The organism is Amycolatopsis sp. NPDC051372 (assembly GCF_040682095.1).
Lineage (GTDB): Bacteria > Actinomycetota > Actinomycetes > Mycobacteriales > Pseudonocardiaceae > Amycolatopsis.
In genome coordinates this window covers 146505-163260 of the sequence record NZ_JBFBAF010000002.1, presented here as the reverse complement: position 1 = coordinate 163260, position 16756 = coordinate 146505, and the positions used below count along the sequence as shown (strand labels likewise).

18 protein-coding genes and 1 pseudogene are annotated in these 16756 nt (G+C 73.1%); 10 read left to right on the top strand and 9 right to left on the bottom strand.

Annotated features, from left to right (window positions below; translation table 11 throughout):
- Window positions 1-163 precede the first annotated feature (163 nt).
- Entirely contained in the window at window positions 164-1903 is a 1740-nt protein-coding gene (locus tag AB0M56_RS04465; protein ID WP_364171016.1) for a helix-turn-helix domain-containing protein, read from the bottom strand.
- A gap of 138 nt (window positions 1904-2041) precedes the next feature.
- Here AB0M56_RS04465 and AB0M56_RS04460 point away from each other — a divergent pair, with 138 nt between their 5' ends.
- From AB0M56_RS04460 to AB0M56_RS04450, 3 genes are all read left to right on the top strand, one after another.
- On the top strand, window positions 2042-2725 hold the full coding sequence (locus AB0M56_RS04460; RefSeq protein ID WP_364171014.1) for a GntR family transcriptional regulator: 684 nt from the start codon (window positions 2042-2044) through the stop codon (window positions 2723-2725).
- 67 nt (window positions 2726-2792) lie between these two features.
- A complete protein-coding gene (locus tag AB0M56_RS04455) occupies window positions 2793-3362 on the top strand; it encodes a helix-turn-helix domain-containing protein (RefSeq protein WP_364171012.1) in 570 nt (189 codons plus the stop codon).
- An 82-nt stretch (window positions 3363-3444) separates the two neighbouring features.
- Window positions 3445-4041, top strand: a complete 597-nt coding sequence (locus AB0M56_RS04450) for a TetR/AcrR family transcriptional regulator (protein ID WP_364171010.1) — start codon at window positions 3445-3447, stop codon at window positions 4039-4041.
- A 14-nt stretch (window positions 4042-4055) separates the two neighbouring features.
- On the opposite strand, the gene AB0M56_RS04445 is transcribed toward AB0M56_RS04450, so the two are convergent.
- Entirely contained in the window at window positions 4056-4703 is a 648-nt protein-coding gene (locus AB0M56_RS04445; protein WP_364171008.1) for a DUF4232 domain-containing protein, read from the bottom strand.
- A 174-nt stretch (window positions 4704-4877) separates the two neighbouring features.
- On the opposite strand from AB0M56_RS04445, the gene AB0M56_RS04440 reads away from it, so the two are divergent.
- Window positions 4878-5237 carry a hypothetical protein gene (locus AB0M56_RS04440; protein ID WP_364171006.1) on the top strand — a complete coding sequence of 120 codons (360 nt, stop codon included), beginning with the start codon at window positions 4878-4880 and terminating at the stop codon, window positions 5235-5237.
- Window positions 5238-5248: 11 nt separating this feature from the next.
- Window positions 5249-5902, top strand: coding sequence for a phosphate uptake regulator PhoU (locus AB0M56_RS04435; RefSeq protein ID WP_364171004.1), 654 nt, complete (start codon window positions 5249-5251; stop codon window positions 5900-5902).
- Between the two features lie 569 nt (window positions 5903-6471).
- On the opposite strand, the gene AB0M56_RS04430 is transcribed toward AB0M56_RS04435, so the two are convergent.
- Window positions 6472-7614, bottom strand: a complete 1143-nt coding sequence (locus AB0M56_RS04430; protein WP_364171002.1) for a serine hydrolase domain-containing protein — start codon at window positions 7612-7614, stop codon at window positions 6472-6474.
- A gap of 104 nt (window positions 7615-7718) precedes the next feature.
- Here AB0M56_RS04430 and AB0M56_RS04425 point away from each other — a divergent pair, with 104 nt between their 5' ends.
- On the top strand, window positions 7719-8558 hold the full coding sequence (locus tag AB0M56_RS04425) for an alpha/beta hydrolase (RefSeq protein WP_364171000.1): 840 nt from the start codon (window positions 7719-7721) through the stop codon (window positions 8556-8558).
- Between the two features lie 18 nt (window positions 8559-8576).
- Here AB0M56_RS04425 and AB0M56_RS04420 read toward each other — a convergent pair whose 3' ends face one another.
- The gene (locus AB0M56_RS04420) at window positions 8577-9080 is read right to left on the bottom strand and encodes a hypothetical protein (RefSeq protein WP_364170998.1); all 504 of its coding nucleotides are present in this window, start codon (window positions 9078-9080) and stop codon (window positions 8577-8579) included.
- A gap of 145 nt (window positions 9081-9225) precedes the next feature.
- Complete coding sequence (locus tag AB0M56_RS04415) at window positions 9226-9606, bottom strand: hypothetical protein (protein ID WP_364170996.1); 381 nt, start codon at window positions 9604-9606, stop codon at window positions 9226-9228.
- Window positions 9607-9666: 60 nt separating this feature from the next.
- Between AB0M56_RS04415 and AB0M56_RS04410 the strand changes: the two genes are divergently transcribed.
- Window positions 9667-10272, top strand: coding sequence for a hypothetical protein (locus tag AB0M56_RS04410; RefSeq protein ID WP_364170995.1), 606 nt, complete (start codon window positions 9667-9669; stop codon window positions 10270-10272).
- Between the two features lie 4 nt (window positions 10273-10276).
- Complete coding sequence (locus AB0M56_RS04405) at window positions 10277-11416, top strand: hypothetical protein (protein WP_364170993.1); 1140 nt, start codon at window positions 10277-10279, stop codon at window positions 11414-11416.
- Here AB0M56_RS04405 and AB0M56_RS04400 read toward each other — a convergent pair.
- Window positions 11334-12335 (bottom strand): DMT family transporter, encoded by a 1002-nt coding sequence (locus AB0M56_RS04400; RefSeq protein WP_364170991.1) that lies wholly within the window; start codon window positions 12333-12335, stop codon window positions 11334-11336. The genes AB0M56_RS04405 and AB0M56_RS04400 overlap by 83 nt on opposite strands.
- Window positions 12336-12408: 73 nt before the next feature.
- Here AB0M56_RS04400 and AB0M56_RS04395 point away from each other — a divergent pair, with 73 nt between their 5' ends.
- On the top strand, window positions 12409-13332 hold the full coding sequence (locus AB0M56_RS04395; protein WP_364170989.1) for a LysR family transcriptional regulator: 924 nt from the start codon (window positions 12409-12411) through the stop codon (window positions 13330-13332).
- A gap of 536 nt (window positions 13333-13868) precedes the next feature.
- On the opposite strand, the pseudogene AB0M56_RS04390 reads toward AB0M56_RS04395, so the two are convergent.
- From AB0M56_RS04390 to AB0M56_RS04380, 3 genes and pseudogenes are all read right to left on the bottom strand, one after another.
- Window positions 13869-14084: pseudogene (locus AB0M56_RS04390) on the bottom strand (muconolactone Delta-isomerase family protein); the annotation flags it as partial.
- A 96-nt stretch (window positions 14085-14180) separates the two neighbouring features.
- Window positions 14181-15110, bottom strand: a complete 930-nt coding sequence (locus AB0M56_RS04385) for a LysR family transcriptional regulator (RefSeq protein ID WP_364170987.1) — start codon at window positions 15108-15110, stop codon at window positions 14181-14183.
- A 21-nt stretch (window positions 15111-15131) separates the two neighbouring features.
- The gene (locus AB0M56_RS04380) at window positions 15132-16187 is read right to left on the bottom strand and encodes a hypothetical protein (protein WP_364170985.1); all 1056 of its coding nucleotides are present in this window, start codon (window positions 16185-16187) and stop codon (window positions 15132-15134) included.
- Between AB0M56_RS04380 and AB0M56_RS04375 the strand changes: the two genes are divergently transcribed.
- A complete protein-coding gene (locus tag AB0M56_RS04375) occupies window positions 16186-16755 on the top strand; it encodes a TetR/AcrR family transcriptional regulator C-terminal domain-containing protein (protein ID WP_364170983.1) in 570 nt (189 codons plus the stop codon). The two genes, AB0M56_RS04380 and AB0M56_RS04375, sit on opposite strands and share 2 nt — an antisense overlap.
- The last annotated feature ends 1 nt before the right edge of the window (window position 16756 follow it).

The following is a 16756-nucleotide window of genomic DNA, read 5'->3' as shown; positions in this document are numbered from 1 at the left end:
TTGTGGGCTGGCCCTGGTCGCGAGCTGCAGCTGATCGCGCGGTCAGCGGTGCTGGTGGCGCGCGAGCCGGTGCTCGTCCGGCGGCCGCTCCGGTCGGATCCGGCGCTGCCCGCGGCGGTCTGAAATGGGATACCAGGGCCTGCCGGCTCGCGGCGGGCCCCGGTCACGCCGTGAGCCGGTAGGCCTTCATCTTGCGGTACACCGTGGCGCGCGAGATGCCGAGGATCTCGGCGGCCTTGCCGCGGTTGCCGCCCGCCTCCTGCAGTGCGCGCTGGATCGCCTCGAGCTCCATCCGCTCGATCATCGTGAGCGCCTGCGCCTTCTGCAGCGCCCGCGGCAGGTCGGCCGGCTCGACCGGGCCCTTGCCGCGGCTCTTGACGGCCTGGGTGAACACGGACTTCAGCTCGCGGACGTTGCCGGGCCAGGGGTAGGCGCGCAGCAGCTCGAGGGTCTCGCGGCTCGGTACGAGCCCCGTGCCGGGCGCGGCCGCGAGCGCGAAGGCGTGCCACAGCACGGAAATGTCCTGCGGGCGCTCGCGAAGCGGCGGCACCCACAGGTGCGCGATGCCGAGCTTGAGCGCGAACGCCTCGGCTTCGGCCTCGTCGGCCGCGGTCAGCGTGAGCACCACCGGCCCGCGCGCGGGCGTCGACTCCACCACCGACCGCAGGCCCGCCAGGACCTTCGCGTCGAGCGTCTCGACGCCCCGGACGACCAGCGGGCCCGCTTCCGCCAGGCGGCTCGCCACCTGCTGCAGCCACGGCGACGCGCCGCAGACGTGCGCCTCGGCGGCGTCGGCGATCCGGCCGCCGCGCGCGTGCGACTCGGGGCGGAACGGGGTGCCGAGCGCGAGCGAAGTCTTCCCCGCCCCGGGCTCGCCCGCGACGATCAGCGGGGTGCCGGCCTCGCGGTGCGCGGCCACCTCGCGCGCGGTCCGCAGCCAGTCCGCGGAGTGCCCGGCGAGCTCGTCGCGCCGCGGACGCTCCGGCGCCGGTGCCTGCCGGGCGACCGGCGTGCCCGCCTCGCGGGGGAGCAGCACCACGATCCGGTTGCCGGGGTCGAGGTTGGTCACGGAGATCGTGGCCGTGCCACGCGAAAGGGGCACGGAGTGCTTGCCGTCGCGCATCCCGTCCTCGCACAGCTCGCGGATCAGCCCGATGTCCTCAGTGGACAGACTGCCCGACTGCGGGTTCTGGATCAGGAGCCCTTCCGGGCCGAACGCGAGCACGGGCGCGGTCTGCGTGCGCGTGGCGCTGAGGAACGCGTTGAACGTGTGCCGGGCCGAGGGCTGCTCGACGTCGAGCACGTGCTGTTCGAGTTGCGTGGTCACCGATCGCAGCAGCGGCCGCAGGAAGTCGGTGCCCGGGCGGACGTCGCACGAGACCGTGACGACCGCGAGGAGCTTTCCCGTGGCCGGGTGCAGCACAGGCGCGCCGGTGCACACGGCGTTGCGGTAGAGATCGGCGAAGTGCTCGACCCCGCGGATCTGCACGCTCTTGCCGGTGACGGCCACCGTGCCCACGCCGTTCGTACCCACCGCGTTCTCGGCGAGCACAGCGCCGCGCGAGGTGCCGATGCGGTCGAGGTGCGCGGCCGCCGTGGTGTCGTGGCACCAGCGCTGCAGGATCCGGCCGCTGGAGTCGGCGAGCAGCACCGCGAGACCGGTCCCGTCGAGGCTCTCGGAGAACCGCGCGAGCGGCGCCTGGAACATGTCGAGCAGGTGCGCGTCGAGCAGGTCCTCCCGCACGTGGGGCACGTCGATGACGTTCTCCGGCGTGCCGATGGCCAGCTGCGAACGCTGCCAGGAGCTCATGAGCTCGACGTTGTGCCAGCGTTCGGGTGCCGCCGTGGCGAGGAAGTCGTCCTTCGCCTTCTGGATGCGGCTGACTTCGTCGTCATGGGCCACGGTCGGACTCCGGCGGTAGGCTTAGGGACGGGAGCGTAATACGATCACACAATCATACGAGGGGGCGGGCATGAACACAAAGGTGACCGTTCCGAGACCGGGGTGTCACTCCCAGGGATGGAATGAGGTCGGCTGCTCATGAGCCTCGAGCGGCACGCCGCTCCGCTGCGCCAGCAGGTCGTCCGGCAGCTGCGGGGCGAGATCCTGGACGGGGTGCGCAAACCGGGGGAACGGCTCGTCGAGACCGCCCTCTGCGAGGCGTACGACGTCTCCCGCACGGTCGTGCGCGAGGCGCTGCGCCAGCTGGAGACCGAAAGCCTGATCACGATGCGGCCCAACCGCGGGCCCATCGTCACGGTCCTGACTCCGGAGGACATCGAAGCACTCTACGAGGTCCGCCAGAATCTGGAGGGGCTCGCGGGGGAGAAGTTCGCGCAGCGCGCGTCGGAGTCCGACGCCGAGGCGCTGGTGGCCCAGCTGGACCACATGGAGTCGACGTTCCTCGCGGGCGACGTGACCACGCGCGGCCGGGAGAAGGACGAGTTCTACCGGCTGCTGCTGCTCGGCGCGCACAACCCGGTGCTCGCGGACCAGCTGCGCGGGATCCATTCGCGGATCAGCATCTTCCGGCACTTCGCCTTCGTTGACGACCGGCGGGCGGAGCTGTCGCTGCGCGAGGTGCGGGCGATCGTCACGGCCGCCGCGGTGCACCGCGACCCGGCCGAGGCCCGGCGCGCCTGCGAAGAGCACATCCGCCTGGCCGGCGAGCTCGCGATCGTCGAGTACGAGACCCGGCGCGAAGGTGGCACGGTCACGGTCTGAGCCGGGCCACCGTGGCATCATGGACAGGCGGAACACTGTTCCGTTCAGGCCGGTGAGGAGAGCTGTGGTGAACGAGGAGCCCGTCGCGCGGACGAAGCGGGCGGACGCGCGGCGCAACGAGGAGTCGCTGCTGGCCGCGGCGGCCGCGGTGTTCGTCGCGTCGGGGGTCGACGCGCCGGTGCGCGACATCGCGGCGAAAGCCGGGGTCGGGATGGGCACGATCTACCGCCACTTCCCGACGCGGGCGGAGCTGATCGTCGCCGTGTACCGGCACCAGATCGAGGCGTGCGCGGAGGCCGGGCCGGAGTTGCTCGCGGCAGGCCCGACGCCGCACGCCGCGCTGGGGCGCTGGATCGAGCTGTTCGTCGACTTCCTCGTCACCAAGCACGGGCTGGCCAGTGCGATGCAGTCGGACGAGGCCGGGTTCGAGGCGTTGCACTCCTTGTTCCTCGATCGCCTGATGCCGGTGTGCGCGCAGCTGCTCACCGCGGCGGCCGGGGCCGGGGAGATCCGCGCCGACGTCGAGGCCTACGAGCTGATGCGCGGTGTCGGCAACCTCTGCATCGGCGCGGAGAACGACGACCGCTACGACGCGCGCCGCCTGGTCTCACTGCTGGTCGCGGGGCTGCACGCGTAGTCCTCCGGCGCCGGCTGGACCGGCCCGGCGCCCGGCGCTACGCTCCGCGTGGCCCGAGTCCGGCCGATGCGGAAAGGTGCAGATGACTGCGTCGACGACGATCCCGCACCGGGAGAAGCTGCTGCGCGAGGGCATGCGCCGGCTCTACGTCCACGGCTTCCACGGCACCACGATCGACGCGATCCTCGAGGGCGCCGGCGTGCCGAAGGGCTCGTTCTACCACCACTTCGGCTCCAAGGAAGGCTTCGCCAAGCAGGTGCTCGCGCGATACGTGCAGTTCCAACTCGACCAGCTCGGCGAGTGGAGCGGCCGCGCGGACCTGACCACACCCGCTGTGCTTTCGGGGTATTTCCGCGCGATGGCCGACCGGTTCATCGCCTCCGGGCACCAGGACGCCTGCCTGGCGGGCAAGCTCGCCACGGAGCTGTGCGCGGAACACGAAGCGTTCCGCGCACAGCTGGCCGAGGACCTGGCTGTCTGGAAAGGACGGATCGCCGAGCTGCTGCGCCAAGGGCAGCGGCGCGGTGACGTGCGGGCGGACCAGCCGGCCGAGCTGCTCGCCGACGCCGTGCTCGCGTTGCTGCAAGGGGCTTTTGTCGTCGCGCTGGCTTCGCACGACGACGCTTCGCTGGCGTCGGTGGGCACGGCACTGGAACTCTTGGTCGCGCCGCCCAGCTGAGGTCCTTTGCGGACTCAGAAGACGAGCACGCCCTGCGCGGCGGGCTGCAGCGTGCCGACCTCCACCGACTTGATCGGGAACTGGGGCACCTGAACGGGTTGACCGTCGAGGCCGATGAGGTCGATGTTCGTGGTTCCCGTGGCGCCGGGCGGGGTCGCCTCGAAGTTGCTGGCCACGAACGCGTCGGAGTCGGCCTTGTCACCGAGCGTCCACTTCACGCCGGCGAACGCGGTCGTGCCGGGCTTGAGGGTGACGGGGATGGCCGCGCCCGGGATCTCGACGTCGTGGATCGGGAAGTCGAGGGGCGAGCCGTCGGCGCCGAGGAACCGCAGCTTCGGCCAGCCCTTGAGCGTCACGGTGGTCTTGCCGCGGTTCTCGAGCGTCAGGAGGGCGACGTTCTGGTCCGGCTGCAGAGTGAGCTCCGCGTGGAACGTCTCGGCCGCGGTGGCCTTCTGGACAGGCGGTTTCGCGGACGTCGAAGGGGCGCGGGTGGTGGCTTGGGTGGTGGCCGGAACCGTGACGGGCGCGGTGGCCGACGCCGTGGCGTTGCGGGCGACGAGCGGGTCGGGCGAGGCCGCGCCACCCGTCGAGCCGCTGCACGCGGTGAGGGACACGGCGAGCGCGGCGAAGGAGACGACAGTGGCCACGGTGGTGACGCGCATGGGACACGAACCCTTTCTCGAGGTGCCGGATCGTCCGCCCGGCTCACCGCCCATCACGGACCCCGGCGGAATCCGGTTCACCGCAAGGGTTTCCCGGTCTGTGACCAGGCACGACGCGCCGGTGGACCAGGGGAGGGAAGTGGGCGCGGGCGAATGCGCCTACGCTCTACGGTCATGGCGGATCGCGCGCTGTGCCTGGAGCCACTGGAGCTGTCCGGGCGGGAACGATCGGTCCTGCGGAGCGTTGCGGTCCGCGGGGCGTCCTCGTCGTTGTACTGCGAGCTCGAAGCAGGACACGGCCATGAGCACGTCGCGGGCGTCCGCGGTGACGGGCCGGGCGGCCCGAGGTGGTGGTTGCGCTGGTGGCCGGGCCGGCGCGTGCTGGAGGCCCGCGCGGAGTGCGGCGCGCTCGCCGAAAACGGCGCGGTGTGCCGCGTACCCGGTGGGCACGAGGGCGGTCATCCGTCTGACCTCGTGGACCTCGAGCACGTCGAGGAACTGGCCGACGCGGCGAGGCCGGCCGGACCTCGGTAGAGTCGCGATTCATGCGCGAAGGCTTCAAGGACGACCTCGACCGGCTCGACGAACGGCTCGCCGGGATGGGTGATGCCGCGGCCGCGGCGATGAGGTCCGCGACCCGCGCGTTGCTGACCGCGGATCTCGCGCTCGCCGAGCAGGTCATCGGCGCCGACGCCGCACTCGACGGCCAGCGCGCCGAGTGCGAGGAAGAGGCGTACTCGCTGCTCGCCCTGCAGGCCCCCGTCGCCGGCGACCTGCGTGGCGTCCTCGCGGTGGTGTACTGCGCCGAGAAGATCGAGCGGATGGGCGACTTGGCCGCCCACATCGCCAGCACGGCCCGGCGCAGCCACCCGGAGCGCACCGTGCCCGCCGACCTGGAGCCGGTCTTCGCCGAACTGGGTGACGTCACCGCCCGCATGGCCGACCGCCTCACCCAGTTCATCCGCGGCGGCGGCGTCGAAGGCGGCTACGCGGAGCTCAGCCGCTCCGACGAAACCGTCGACGCCCTCCACGCCCGCGTCCTCGCCACGATCACCTCCGCGCAGTGGACCCACGGCCAGCGCACCGCCGTCGCGGCCACGCTGCTCACCCGCTTCTACGAACGCTTCGCAGACCAGACCGTGTCGGTCGCCAAGCGCCTCGAATTCGCCGCGACCGGCGCGCTGCCGGGCCCGCGCTGACGCTTCAGGCCGGCGGTTTCTCGCGCTGGGCGTGGCCGCCGCTCGCTCGTCTCGGTCGGCGCGTGCCCGATATTCGCGGCGACGCATGCTGTGCTGCGTCCTCGTTGATGTTCCTCGCGGCGGCTGGCGCGCTGCCAGGCCCGCGCTGACGCTTCGGGCTGGCGGTTTCTCGCGCTGGGCGTGGTCGCCGCTCGCTCGTTGCCCTTTCGGTGAGCGTGTTGCCGACGCGGCTGTCTCGGTCGGCGCGTGCCTGATATTCGCGGCGACGCATGCTGTGCTGCGTCCTCGTTGATGTTCCTCGCCGCGACCGGCGCGCTGCCAGGCCCGCGCTGACCCTTCAGTCCGGCGGTTTCTCGCGCTGGGCGTGGTCGCCGCTCGCTCGTTGCCGTTTCGGTGAGCGTGTTGCCGACGCGGCTGTCTCGGTCGGCGCGTGCCCGATACTCGCGGCGACGCATGCTGTGCTGCGTCCTCGCTGATACTCCCCGCCGCGACCGGCGCTTCCTCGCGCTGAGCGAAGCCACACCGGCCGCCGGTGGTGTCCGATGTGGACGTTCAGTGACGCAGCCCAGTCAGCCCAGGCACTCGCGCAGCGCGGTGACGAGGTTGGTGGCCCGCGCGTCGCCGTGGCCGACCATGCGGTTGGCGACGTAGGCGAAACCCACGCCGTGCTCGTCGTCGGCGAAGGAGAACTGGCCGCCGGCGCCGTCGTTGCCGAAGCTGCGCGCTCCGAGCATCGGGCGGAACGCCGAATCGAGCAGGAAGCCCGAGCCCCAGCGGGCGCCCGCGTCGAAGCCGAACCAGTCCTGGCCGGAGGAGACCTCGCGGACGGCGTCGGTCACGGTGTCCGGCGACAGCAGCCGCGGGCTGCCGTCGAGGCCGGTCACCGCGGCCGCGTACAGGCCGGCGAGCCCGCTCGCCGACGCGGTCGCCCCCGGGCCCGGCAGTTCCATGCCCAGCAGCGCCGGGTCGTTCCAGCCGTGGGGTTCGTCGAGGCCCGGGAACACGAGCGCGCCGTTCATCGTGACGATCCGGGTCAGGATGTGCTCGGGCGGTGGCATGGGCGGGCGGCCCTCGGCTTCCGCCAGCCGGGCTCGCCCGGCCATCTCGGTCGACGGCAGGCCGAGCCACGCGCGCAGCCCGAGCGGCTCGCCGGCCGCCGAACGGAAGTACGCGCCCGGCGTCAGCCCGGTGAGCCGCCGCACGAGCTCGCCGAGCAGGAACCCGAACACGTGGCCGTGGTAGGCGTACGTGGTTCCCGGTTCCCACAACGGTTTCTGCTCCTCGATCGCGCGGATCACCGGCGTCCATCGCGCGATCTCCTCGAATGGCACGGTCTTGTCGAGCACCGGCAGCCCCGCGCGGTGCCCCAGGACCATCCGCGGCGTGATGTCCTCTTTGCCCTCCGGCGCGAACTCGGGCCAGTACCGGCTGACCGGCGCGTCGAGGTCCAGCTTCCCCTCCTGCGCGAGCAAGTGTGCGCACAGGCTCACGATCGCCTTGGCGCAGGAGAAAACCGGCACCACGGTGTCGTGTCCCCACGCGCGCCCCGTGGCCTCGTCGGCGACGCCGCCGCAAAGCTCCACGACCTTGCGACCGCCCACGAACACCGTGACCGCGGCGCCCAGTTCGGGGAACTCGGCGAAGTTTCGCGCGAACGCGTCGGCGACGGCTCCGAACCGCTCGTCGGCTTCCCCGTGGTGGATCGTGCTCACTGTCCCGCTCCTTCGCGCTCGATGCCGACGCGGACGCTACGGCGGGAACCCCGGTCCGACCACCGAATTTGCCGCCGGTCACCCGGCGGTGCCAAGATCCGCGCATGCCGACCTTCGCCGCGCCGGACGGGACCACCCTCGCCTACCGCGTGCTCGGTTCGGGCACACCCGTCGTCTGCCTGCCGGGCGGCCCGATGCGCGACGCGGCGTACCTCGGCGACCTCGGGGGACTGGCCACGCACCGCAGCCTGCTGGTGCTCGACCTGCGCGGCACGGGCGCGTCCGCGGAGCCCGAAGATCCGGACACCTACCGCTGCGACCGCCAGGTCGGCGACGTCGAGGCCCTGCGCGAGCACCTCGGCCTCGAAAGCCTCGACCTGCTCGGCCACTCCGCGGGCGCGAGCCTGGCGATGCGGTACGCGGCCACGCGGCCCCAGAGCGTCGGCCGGCTCGCGCTGATCACCCCGAGCGCCCGTTCCGTCGCCTTCGAACAGACTCCCGACCAGCGCCGGCACTCGATCGGCCGCCGGGCGGCGGAACCCTGGCAAGCGGCCGTCGCGGCGGCGTACGAAGAGATCGCCGCCGGCCGCGCCCCGAGCGCCGCCTGGGCTGCCCTCGCGCCGATGTACTACGGCCGCTGGGACGACACCGCGAAAGCCCACCACGCCACCGAATCGGCCCAGCGCAACGCCCGCGCCGCCCGCGGCTACAACTCCGAAGGCGCCTTCGACCCGCCGCGCACCCGAGCCGAGCTGGCTGCCGTCACGGCCCCGGTGCTCGTGCTCGCGGGCGAGCTCGACTGGATCACCCCACCCGACGTCGCCGCCGCCATCGCGGCCCTCTTTCCGGACGCGCACACCGTGACCCAGCACGGCGCGGGCCACTACCCGTGGATCGACGACCCGGCCGTCTTCACCGAGGCCGTCGCCAAGTTCTTGTCCTGACGCGGTTTCCGGCGCGGGTCAACGCCGCTTTCGCCGCGCCGCTCGCCGCCACTCTTCGTCTTTGACGCGCAGCCCGAACGCCGCCTTAACCTCGGGCCGCTGCAGCGGCCGCAGCACGGCCTGCGCCAGGAGCAGCCACAGGAAGATGCCGACCGGCGCGGCGCTGCCGCCCGCGTCCGAGAGCAGAGTGATGACGCCGCCGACGACGAGGATCAGCGCGAAGCCGAGCTCGACGCCGAGCGTCGTCCACCACGCCGCGGGCCGGCGGCGACCGAGGAGTACCGCGCAGACCGCGACCGCCACGGCCAGCGCGGCGTCGAGCGAGGCCAGCGCGAGGACGCCGCCCAGGCCGTCGGTGTCGGCGGTGCTCGTCACGAGAACCCAGACGAACACCGACAGCGCGAGGTAGAGCGTCGCCTGCGCGGTCATCGCCCACCGGGCCGAGGAGACGGCGCGGCGGATGTCTGCGTCGTCGTACGGATACTGCTGAGCCGGCAGCTCGAAGGGATTCGGGTCGGACACGGCGGGCACCACCTCTCGGGGACGTCCGCCGAACAAACCCCTGCGGGGCGCTCTCCGGTGGACGGCGGCAGGAACCGGCCAAGACCACCACATCCGGGCGGGACCGGTCCCGACGTCTCCGATCAGCGCGGCGGGGGAAGCCGGCTCAGTCGTCCGTGGTCTTGCTGCACGTCACCGGCTTGCCGGGCGCGGGCGAAGTCGCCTTCGCGAGCTCCTTCTGCTTGTCCAGCAGGATCCGGCACGTCAGCGTGACGTTGCCAGTCGGCGTGGCGGTGACCGACGCGTCGCGGCCCGCGCTGATGATCACGTCCTGCTTCCACGGCAGCCCGAGCGGACCGGTGAGCTGGTGCTGCGTCGAGTCGTCCTGGTAGCGGTCGACCGACTGCGAGTAGGTGATCCCGCTCGCGGTCCCGCTGCCGGTGACCTCGTAGCTGATGGCCCAAGACTTCCCGGTGGGGTTGGTGCAGGCGACGAGACCGAGGAGCGCGGCGAGTACGACGGCCGCGGGGGGTGCCTTCTTGATCACGCGGGGACTGTACTGGGTGTCCGGTTCGCCCGCCGCGCAGGCGAAGGGCAGGATCGGGGCATGACGGCGTTGACGACAACCAGGCGTTCCCTCCACGGCGTGGCCGAGTTGCTGCTGGCCGGACCACAGTTCCGCACGTCCGAGCGCATCGAGCTGCGGGTGGTGGGCGAGGGGTTCGCAACGATCACCGAGCCCGACCTGGCGGTGGAAGGAACCCGGCTGCGTACGCCGACCGGGGCAGTCGAGCTGCCCGGCCGTACCTACCGCGAGGTGGCGGCGTCGATCGGCGTGGAGCCGAGCGACCTCGCCGACGTCTACTCCGACGGACCGTCCGTCCGCGCCGACGAGACGATCGAGCTCGATGCCGAAGCGGTGACCACCCTGCTGTCCGCCTTCGCCGCCGGGGACCGGGCTCTGCGCGAGTTCGCGCCGGACGAGACCCCGGTGCTGTGGCCGGAACACTTCGACGTCGCGATCACGCTCGGCGCGGTCAACTACGGCGTCTCGCCCGGCGACGGCTACCTGCCCGAGCCGTACGCCTACGTCGGCCCACACGAGCCGCGCGAGGGCGAGTTCTGGAACGCGCCGTTCGGCGCCGCGCACCCGGTGCGGGAGCTCGACGACCTCCTCGCGTTCTTCCGCGAAGGCCAGGCGCTCGCGGGATGACCGCGTGTCGCTGACTTCGGAGCTTGCCGACCCGGCGAGCGTTCTCACGTCCTGGTGCGCCCGCGTGTTCACCGGCACCCCGGCCGTGGCGGCCCAGGTCGAGGCGGCGGTGCAGGACGTGCGGCCGGTCCGTCCGGCCGCCCGCGACGTCCCGCGCCGCCACTGGGCCGAGATCGGGGGCGCGTTCGGGCAGCGCGTGGCCGATCTCGTGCAGCCGGCGCCGCCGTATTACGCGCTGCTCGGGCTCATCGGCGCGCAGTGGGCCACCGGGGCGTGGGCGCACGCGCAGGCCGCCGAGTACCCGACGCACCGCGGGTTGCCGGCCGAGTTCCGCGCCCGCGCGCTCGGCGTGCGGCCCGCCGCGACCACGTGGCTGGACCTCGGCGACCAGCTCGGCGGCGCGGTGGCCGAGCCGCTGCCCGGAGTCGCCGAGGCGTGGGCGGAGTTCTTCGACCGCACCCGGGCGTACCAGGACCGGTACGCGCCCCCGGGCACGCTCGGGTCGCCGGGAGTCGAGGCCGGCCTGGCGCGGACGAACTTCGTGCTCTCGGCGTGCGAGGACGTCTACCGCTCGGGCGGGATCGACCCGCGGCTGGCGCGGGTCGTCGACGGCGGCGGGGCGAGCGTCGACGCCTTGCGCGGGCTGGCGACCGGCGACCAGGTCTCGGAGCTGGCGGAAATCGCGAAGCGGCTGCACGACCGGGGCGCGTTGTGGGAGCTGCGCCGCAGGGGCGGAAACCCGCTGGACGGCGCCCAGCTCGGCATCGCCGGGCCCACGATCGTGCCCGGCTGGGCCGACGGCGACGTGCTGCTGGGCGCGATCGACCCGGCCGGCGGGATCGGCGACGGCACGGCGACGCTGCTCGACGTGAAAACCGTGGTCGGCGTCCGTGATCCGGACCGCGTCGGCCGCTGGCTGTGGCAGCTGCTGCTCTACGCGTGGCTCGACGTCGGGGACATCTACCGGATCCGCGACCTCGGGCTGCTGCTCGCGCGGCACGGCACCGTCGTGACGTGGCCGGTCGAGCAGCTCGAGGAGGAGCTGCTGGGCACGCCGGACGTCATCGAGTTCCGTCGCGACGAGGCGCGTGAGCTCGTGGGCGCGATCCTCGCGTCGGTGGGGCTGGCGTTCCCGGAGAGCTGACCTCGCGCGGCGCGCGGCCGGCGAAACACACCGCCGCCACGACGACCGCGCAGCCGGCCAGCTGCAGCACTGTCGGCTCCTCGCCGAGCAGCACGATGCCGTAGACGACCGCGCCGATCGGCTGCAGCAGCATCAGGACCGAGCCCGTCGCGGACGTCATCCGCGGCAGCCCGGCGGCGATGAGCAGCCAGCCGACGACCTGGCCCACGAGCGCGAGCGCCACCAGCCAGCCGAACGCGGGCCACCCCGGCGTGAAGTCGAGCCGGTGGGTGGGCACGCCGAGCGCGACGGCGACGACGCCGGCCGACACCGTCGCGAGCAGCAGCGACCGGATCTGCGTGGCAGGGCCGCTGCTGAGCCGGATGAGCAGCAGGTAGCAGGAGTAGCCGGCGCCCGCGGCCAGCGCGAGGAGCGCGCCACTGAGCGGGTCGGAGCCGACGGCGCTCTTGCCGAGGAACCCGCCGCTGAGCACGATGCCGACGAGCAGCGCCGGGGCCGTCAGCAGGAAGCGGCGGCCGGGGCGCTCGGAGAGGAACAGCAACGCGAGCAGGGGCACGATCACGACCTGCACGCCGAGCAGCACCGTCGCGATCCCGGCGCCGACGCGCGGAATCGACTCGCCCCACAGCACGAAGTCCAGGCCGAGACCGACGCCGCCCAGCAGCGGGAACAGGATCTTCGGCCGCACGCCCGTCCGCCGCCACTCCCAGAAGGCGAGCGCGGCCAGCACGGGGATCGAGAGCAGGCACCGCCAGAACGAGCTCGTGGAACCGCTCGCGCCCGACACCTTGATGAACACCGACGACAACGCGATGCAGAGGCTGCCGGCCGCCGCGAGCAGGCGCGGGTCGACCCGTTCGGTGAGAACGGTGATCGGCCCGGCCACGGGGGGAGGGGTCGGGAGCTCGGTCGTGGTCACCCCTCAAGCCTGCGGTGCGCAACTGTCAAGGACAAGCGAATGTTCCTGAGCGGAATTCGGTAGCATCACTACTGTGTTCAGTCTCGACCGGATGCGCGCCCTGCACGCGGTCGCCCAGCACGGCTCGGTGGCCGCGGCGGCCGCGGCGCTGCACGTCACGCCGTCCGGGGTGTCGCAGCAGCTCGCGAAGCTGGAACGCGAGGCCGGCCAGGCACTGCTCGAACCCCGCGGCCGCGGCGTGCGGCTCACGCGCGCGGGCCAGGTGCTCGCCGGGCACGCCGGCCGGATTCTCGCCCAGGTCGCGCAGGCGCGGTCGGATCTGGAGCTGCTCAACGAAGACGTGCTCGGCCCGCTGCGCCTCGGCGCCATCCCGACGACCATCCACGCCCTCCTGCCGCCCGCCCTCGCGACGCTCGCCGCCCAGCACCCGCGCCTCGAGGTGACCCTGCGCGAGGGCGAGGCCGAGCAGACCCTGCCCCAGGTCGTGGCGGGCGACCTCGACATCGCCGTGGCCGAGAGCTGGGCGGACCGCCCCACCGTGCTCCCGCCGACGGTCACCGCCACCACGCTGTTCTCCGATGTCGCCGACCTCGCCCTTCCCGGCACTCACCGCCTGGCGCACCGCCGCACCGTCGACCTCGCCGAGGTCGACGACGTGCCGTGGATCGCCTGGACCGCCGGCTCGGGCTGCTACGAATGGCTCGTCCACGTCCTCCGGGCGCAACAGCTGGAGCCGAAGATCAGCTGCACCGTCGGCGGTTATCCGACGCAGCTGGCGCTCGTCGCCGGCAACGCGGGCGCCGCGCTCGTGCCCCGCCTCGCCCGCGGCACGCCGCCCGCCGGGGTGCGCATCCTGACCACGCGGCCCGCGTTGTCGCGCACGATCGTCGCGATCTGCCGCGCGGGCGAGGAGGAACACAGCGGGATCCGCGCCGCACTGGACGCCTTGCTCGCCGCCTCGGCCCGCTTCGCAACGGGGGTGCAGCCGGTCCGCTGAGGCCGGACGTCGAGGCGCTCTGGGTGCGGTGCCGAGGCAGCTGCTCCCACCCGGGCGTCCGCAGGACGCTGCGCGCAGCGCTGAGGTTGAGCCCGGCCAGCGCGCCGAGCTGGGCGCGCGGCAGGGAGTCTGCGCAGGCAGTGCGCTGAGCGTGGCTCGTTCGCGCGCTGTGGGAGGGAACTGACCCGACCGGACCTTCCGCGGGATCGTGCGAGTCGCCCGCGCGTGGCGGGACGCAGCCGATCCGCTGAGGTTGGTGCAAGTCTCCGCAGCGTGGATGCGGTCCCCCAGGGGAGCTGGCCCCGCCGGGGCTTCGGCCGGACGCGCTCGCCGCCTCCGCGCCGAGGTCCTCGACCGCCGTTGCGGTGGAACCGGTCCGGTCGTGCGGCGGGAGCTTCCCGCACTCGTCGCTGGGCGCGCCGCCTGCGCGTGGTTGGGGCGGGGCGCCGGCGGCCGGGGTCAGGCCTTCGGGCCCGGTCGTTCGGATGCGGTTCGAGGGCCGTGATCTCGAACGTCATCCAGTCGTGCAGCGGGAGTTCGCCCAGGACGTCGCTGCGGAGGGCGGCTTCGGTGTCGGCGCGCCAGAGGCCGATGCTGCGCGGCTCGCCGACCGGGCGCCACAGGCGGCCGAGGTGGCCGGTGGCGGCGAGCTCGCGGGCGCGCACGGCTTCGGCGGCGCGGCGGCGGTCGACCTCGGCCGGGTCGGTGCCGTCGGGGACGGTGGTGGTGATGCGGACCAGGAACTCCTGCATGGCTGTCTCCTCGGGAAGCCGTTCCGACAAGGAGATCCTGCGCCGCGCCGGCCCGCGGCGCCACGACCGGATCGCTCGTAGGTCGGAGGCCGCGGCTCACACGGGGTCGGCGGTGCGCCGGGAGTACGGGTCGGTGGCCGGCAGCCAGGTGGAGTCGTCGAGGCCGAAGGTGCCGAGGTCCGCGGTGAGAGCGTCGACGACGGCGCGTACGGAAGCGCGGGTGTCGTCGCGGCGGGTGACGAGCGACCAGGTCCAGCACGGCGTCGGGGAGACGATGGGGCGGCGCACCAGGTCCGGCGGCAGGGGAGTGGTCTGGCCCTTCGGCGAGTTGACGACGGGCCGGCGCAGACGGCGGACATGCTCGAAGAACGCGGGGCCGGTGACTCCGCCGTCGTCGGTCTCCACGACGGTGGCGCCGGTGTCGCGGGCGAACTGGCCGGCGTAGAGGTTCCACGACGACCAGCTGAGCGTGTCGGAGTCGACCAGCACCACCAGGTCCTTCGCCGCGACGGGCGAGGTGTCGGTGCCGGTGGCCACGGCGTAGAGGTGGTCGGCGCCGATCAGTCGGGCGGCGAGGTCCTGGTCGGCGAGGTCGGGCGTCTGCACCCAGCAGATGGCCAGGTCGATGCTGCCGTCGGCGACGCGCCCGGCCTGCGCGTGCGAGGGCAGCACCCACGCGTCGATCTGCACGCGCGCGACGCCCGCGGTGCGTTCGACGAGGTCGGCGGGGCGCCAGTTCACACAGCCGAGCCGCACGGCCTCGGTGCCCGACAGCCCGGCCGCTTGGCGGCGCAGGTCGTCCGCCTGCTGCAGCAGCGCGCGGGCGCCCGGCAGCAGCGACTCGCCGATCGCGGTCAGCGCCACCGAACGGCGGTCCCGGTCGAACAGCCGCACGCCCAGGTCGCGCTCGAGCGCCTTGATCTGCTGGGAGAGCGACGGTCCGGCGATGTGCAGCCGTTCCGCGGCCCGTCCGAAGTTCATCTCCTCGGCGACGGCGACGAAGTACCGCAGCTGGCGCAGTTCCACCAGCGCATCGTAGTTCGCGCGTCACGGCCCCCTGACGAACACCGGCGTGAGCGACACGTCCAGCCGCACCGAGCCGCGCTCGAGACGCACGGAGACGGGCGCACCGAAGGCGTCGACGGCAACCGCCTCGGGTGCGGTCCACGGCAGCGTCACCGGGACCGGCGGCTCCTGCTCCCCGTCCACCGGGTCGCGCTGGTCCCACACCACCACCAGCGGACCACGCCCGGCGCGCTCCACGGCGTAGGCTTGCACCACGGCGTCCATTCGCGACACTCGCTCGACCCCCGCGAACCGCTCGGCGACCAGCGAAAACGTCTCTGCCATCGGCCGCCGCACCTCCAGCGAACGGCCGCGGTAGCCCAGCAGCGGCAGTTTTCCGAACAGCAGGTGCATCATCTGCAGCGGGTCGACGGGTCTCGGCACCTCGGGCGCGAGGTCCCAGTACGCCGTGCGTCGGATCCCCGCCGCGAGCGCCAGTACTGTCCGCACCACGAGCTGGCGGCAGCCGATCCGGTCGCGCAACGCGTCGAGCTCGGGCGGGCAGCCGTCGAGGAACATCCGCAGCCGCGGCGGCAGCTCGGCCATTCGCGCGTACAGCGATCGCATCGCGGCACGCTCCGGCGTCTCCCGCACCGCGCGTTCCTGCAGCTCGTCTGTGCTCTGAGTGGCCGGCGCGTCGGCGAACGCACTCAGGAACGCCTGCTGCATCACGGGTTCCAGCTCCGGGAACTCGAACGGCACCGGCCCGCCGTGCTCACCCGCCACGATCGGCTTGGGCTCCCCGTAGGCCGCCATCATCGCGCGAGCCGCGTCCACAGAGGACGGCACCGTCTGCGGGTCGCCGTAGAGGTGCGCACTGAACACGTCGAAATGTTCGCGCCCCGCCGACACGAGGTGGTCGAAGAACCGCCGCGGCTCACTGCCGGGTTCGCTTGAGAACACGTCGTACCCGCAGCCGCCGAGGACGACCAGCGCGGCCGGATCGCCCCCGCCTCCGCCGCGCCAGCGCTCCCTCGGCCGGGAAGAGATCGTCGTCGCGGCGATCGCCCTGGCCGACGAAGGCGCCGCGGTCACCATGAAGTCCGTGGCCGCCCGGCTCGGCCCCTACACGTCGATGGCGCTCTACCGCTACGTCCACAGCCGCGAAGGCCTCAGCGACCTCATGCTCGACGCGGTGGTCGCCGAGGTCCCCGTGCCCGCCGCCCCGAGCGGCGACTGGCGTGAAGACCTCCGCGCCCTCGCGCTCGACACGCGCGGCATGCTCAGTCGCCACCCGTGGTGCGCCCTGCTCGCCCACACCCGCCCACCCGCCGGGCCGCACCTCATGCGGCGCCTCGAGTTCATGCTCGCCGTCCTCACCACGCGCGGCGCCGCGCTGCCCGACGCGATGACCTACGCCGCGCTGATCGACCGTCACGTCCTCGGCAGCGGTGTGCAGGAAGCCGAAGAAGCCCGCCACCAACCCACCGGCGAAGCTTTCACCGAGGCGCTGGCGTCTGTGCGCGACCTCGGCGCCGCGGACCCCGCCGTGCCGCTGCTCACCGCGTGGCTCACGAACCCCGCCGGCCCGCCCCGCGACGCGCAGTTCGACCTCGGCCTCGGCTTCCTCCTCGACGGCATCGAGACCCGGCTGCCGGCGAGGTGAT

Coding starts and splice junctions, on each gene's coding strand:
- AB0M56_RS04450 (WP_364171010.1), top strand. CDS start 3,445: ATGACTGCGTCGACGACGATCCCGCACCGGGAGAAGCTGCTGCGCGAG.
- AB0M56_RS04460 (WP_364171014.1), top strand. CDS start 2,042: ATGAGCCTCGAGCGGCACGCCGCTCCGCTGCGCCAGCAGGTCGTCCGG.
- AB0M56_RS04435 (WP_364171004.1), top strand. CDS start 5,249: ATGCGCGAAGGCTTCAAGGACGACCTCGACCGGCTCGACGAACGGCTC.
- AB0M56_RS04375 (WP_364170983.1), top strand. CDS start 16,186: ATGAAGTCCGTGGCCGCCCGGCTCGGCCCCTACACGTCGATGGCGCTC.
- AB0M56_RS04445 (WP_364171008.1), bottom strand. CDS start 4,703: ATGCGCGTCACCACCGTGGCCACTGTCGTCTCCTTCGCCGCGCTCGCC.
- AB0M56_RS04380 (WP_364170985.1), bottom strand. CDS start 16,187: ATGGTGACCGCGGCGCCTTCGTCGGCCAGGGCGATCGCCGCGACGACG.
- AB0M56_RS04440 (WP_364171006.1), top strand. CDS start 4,878: ATGGCGGATCGCGCGCTGTGCCTGGAGCCACTGGAGCTGTCCGGGCGG.
- AB0M56_RS04410 (WP_364170995.1), top strand. CDS start 9,667: ATGACGGCGTTGACGACAACCAGGCGTTCCCTCCACGGCGTGGCCGAG.
- AB0M56_RS04425 (WP_364171000.1), top strand. CDS start 7,719: ATGCCGACCTTCGCCGCGCCGGACGGGACCACCCTCGCCTACCGCGTG.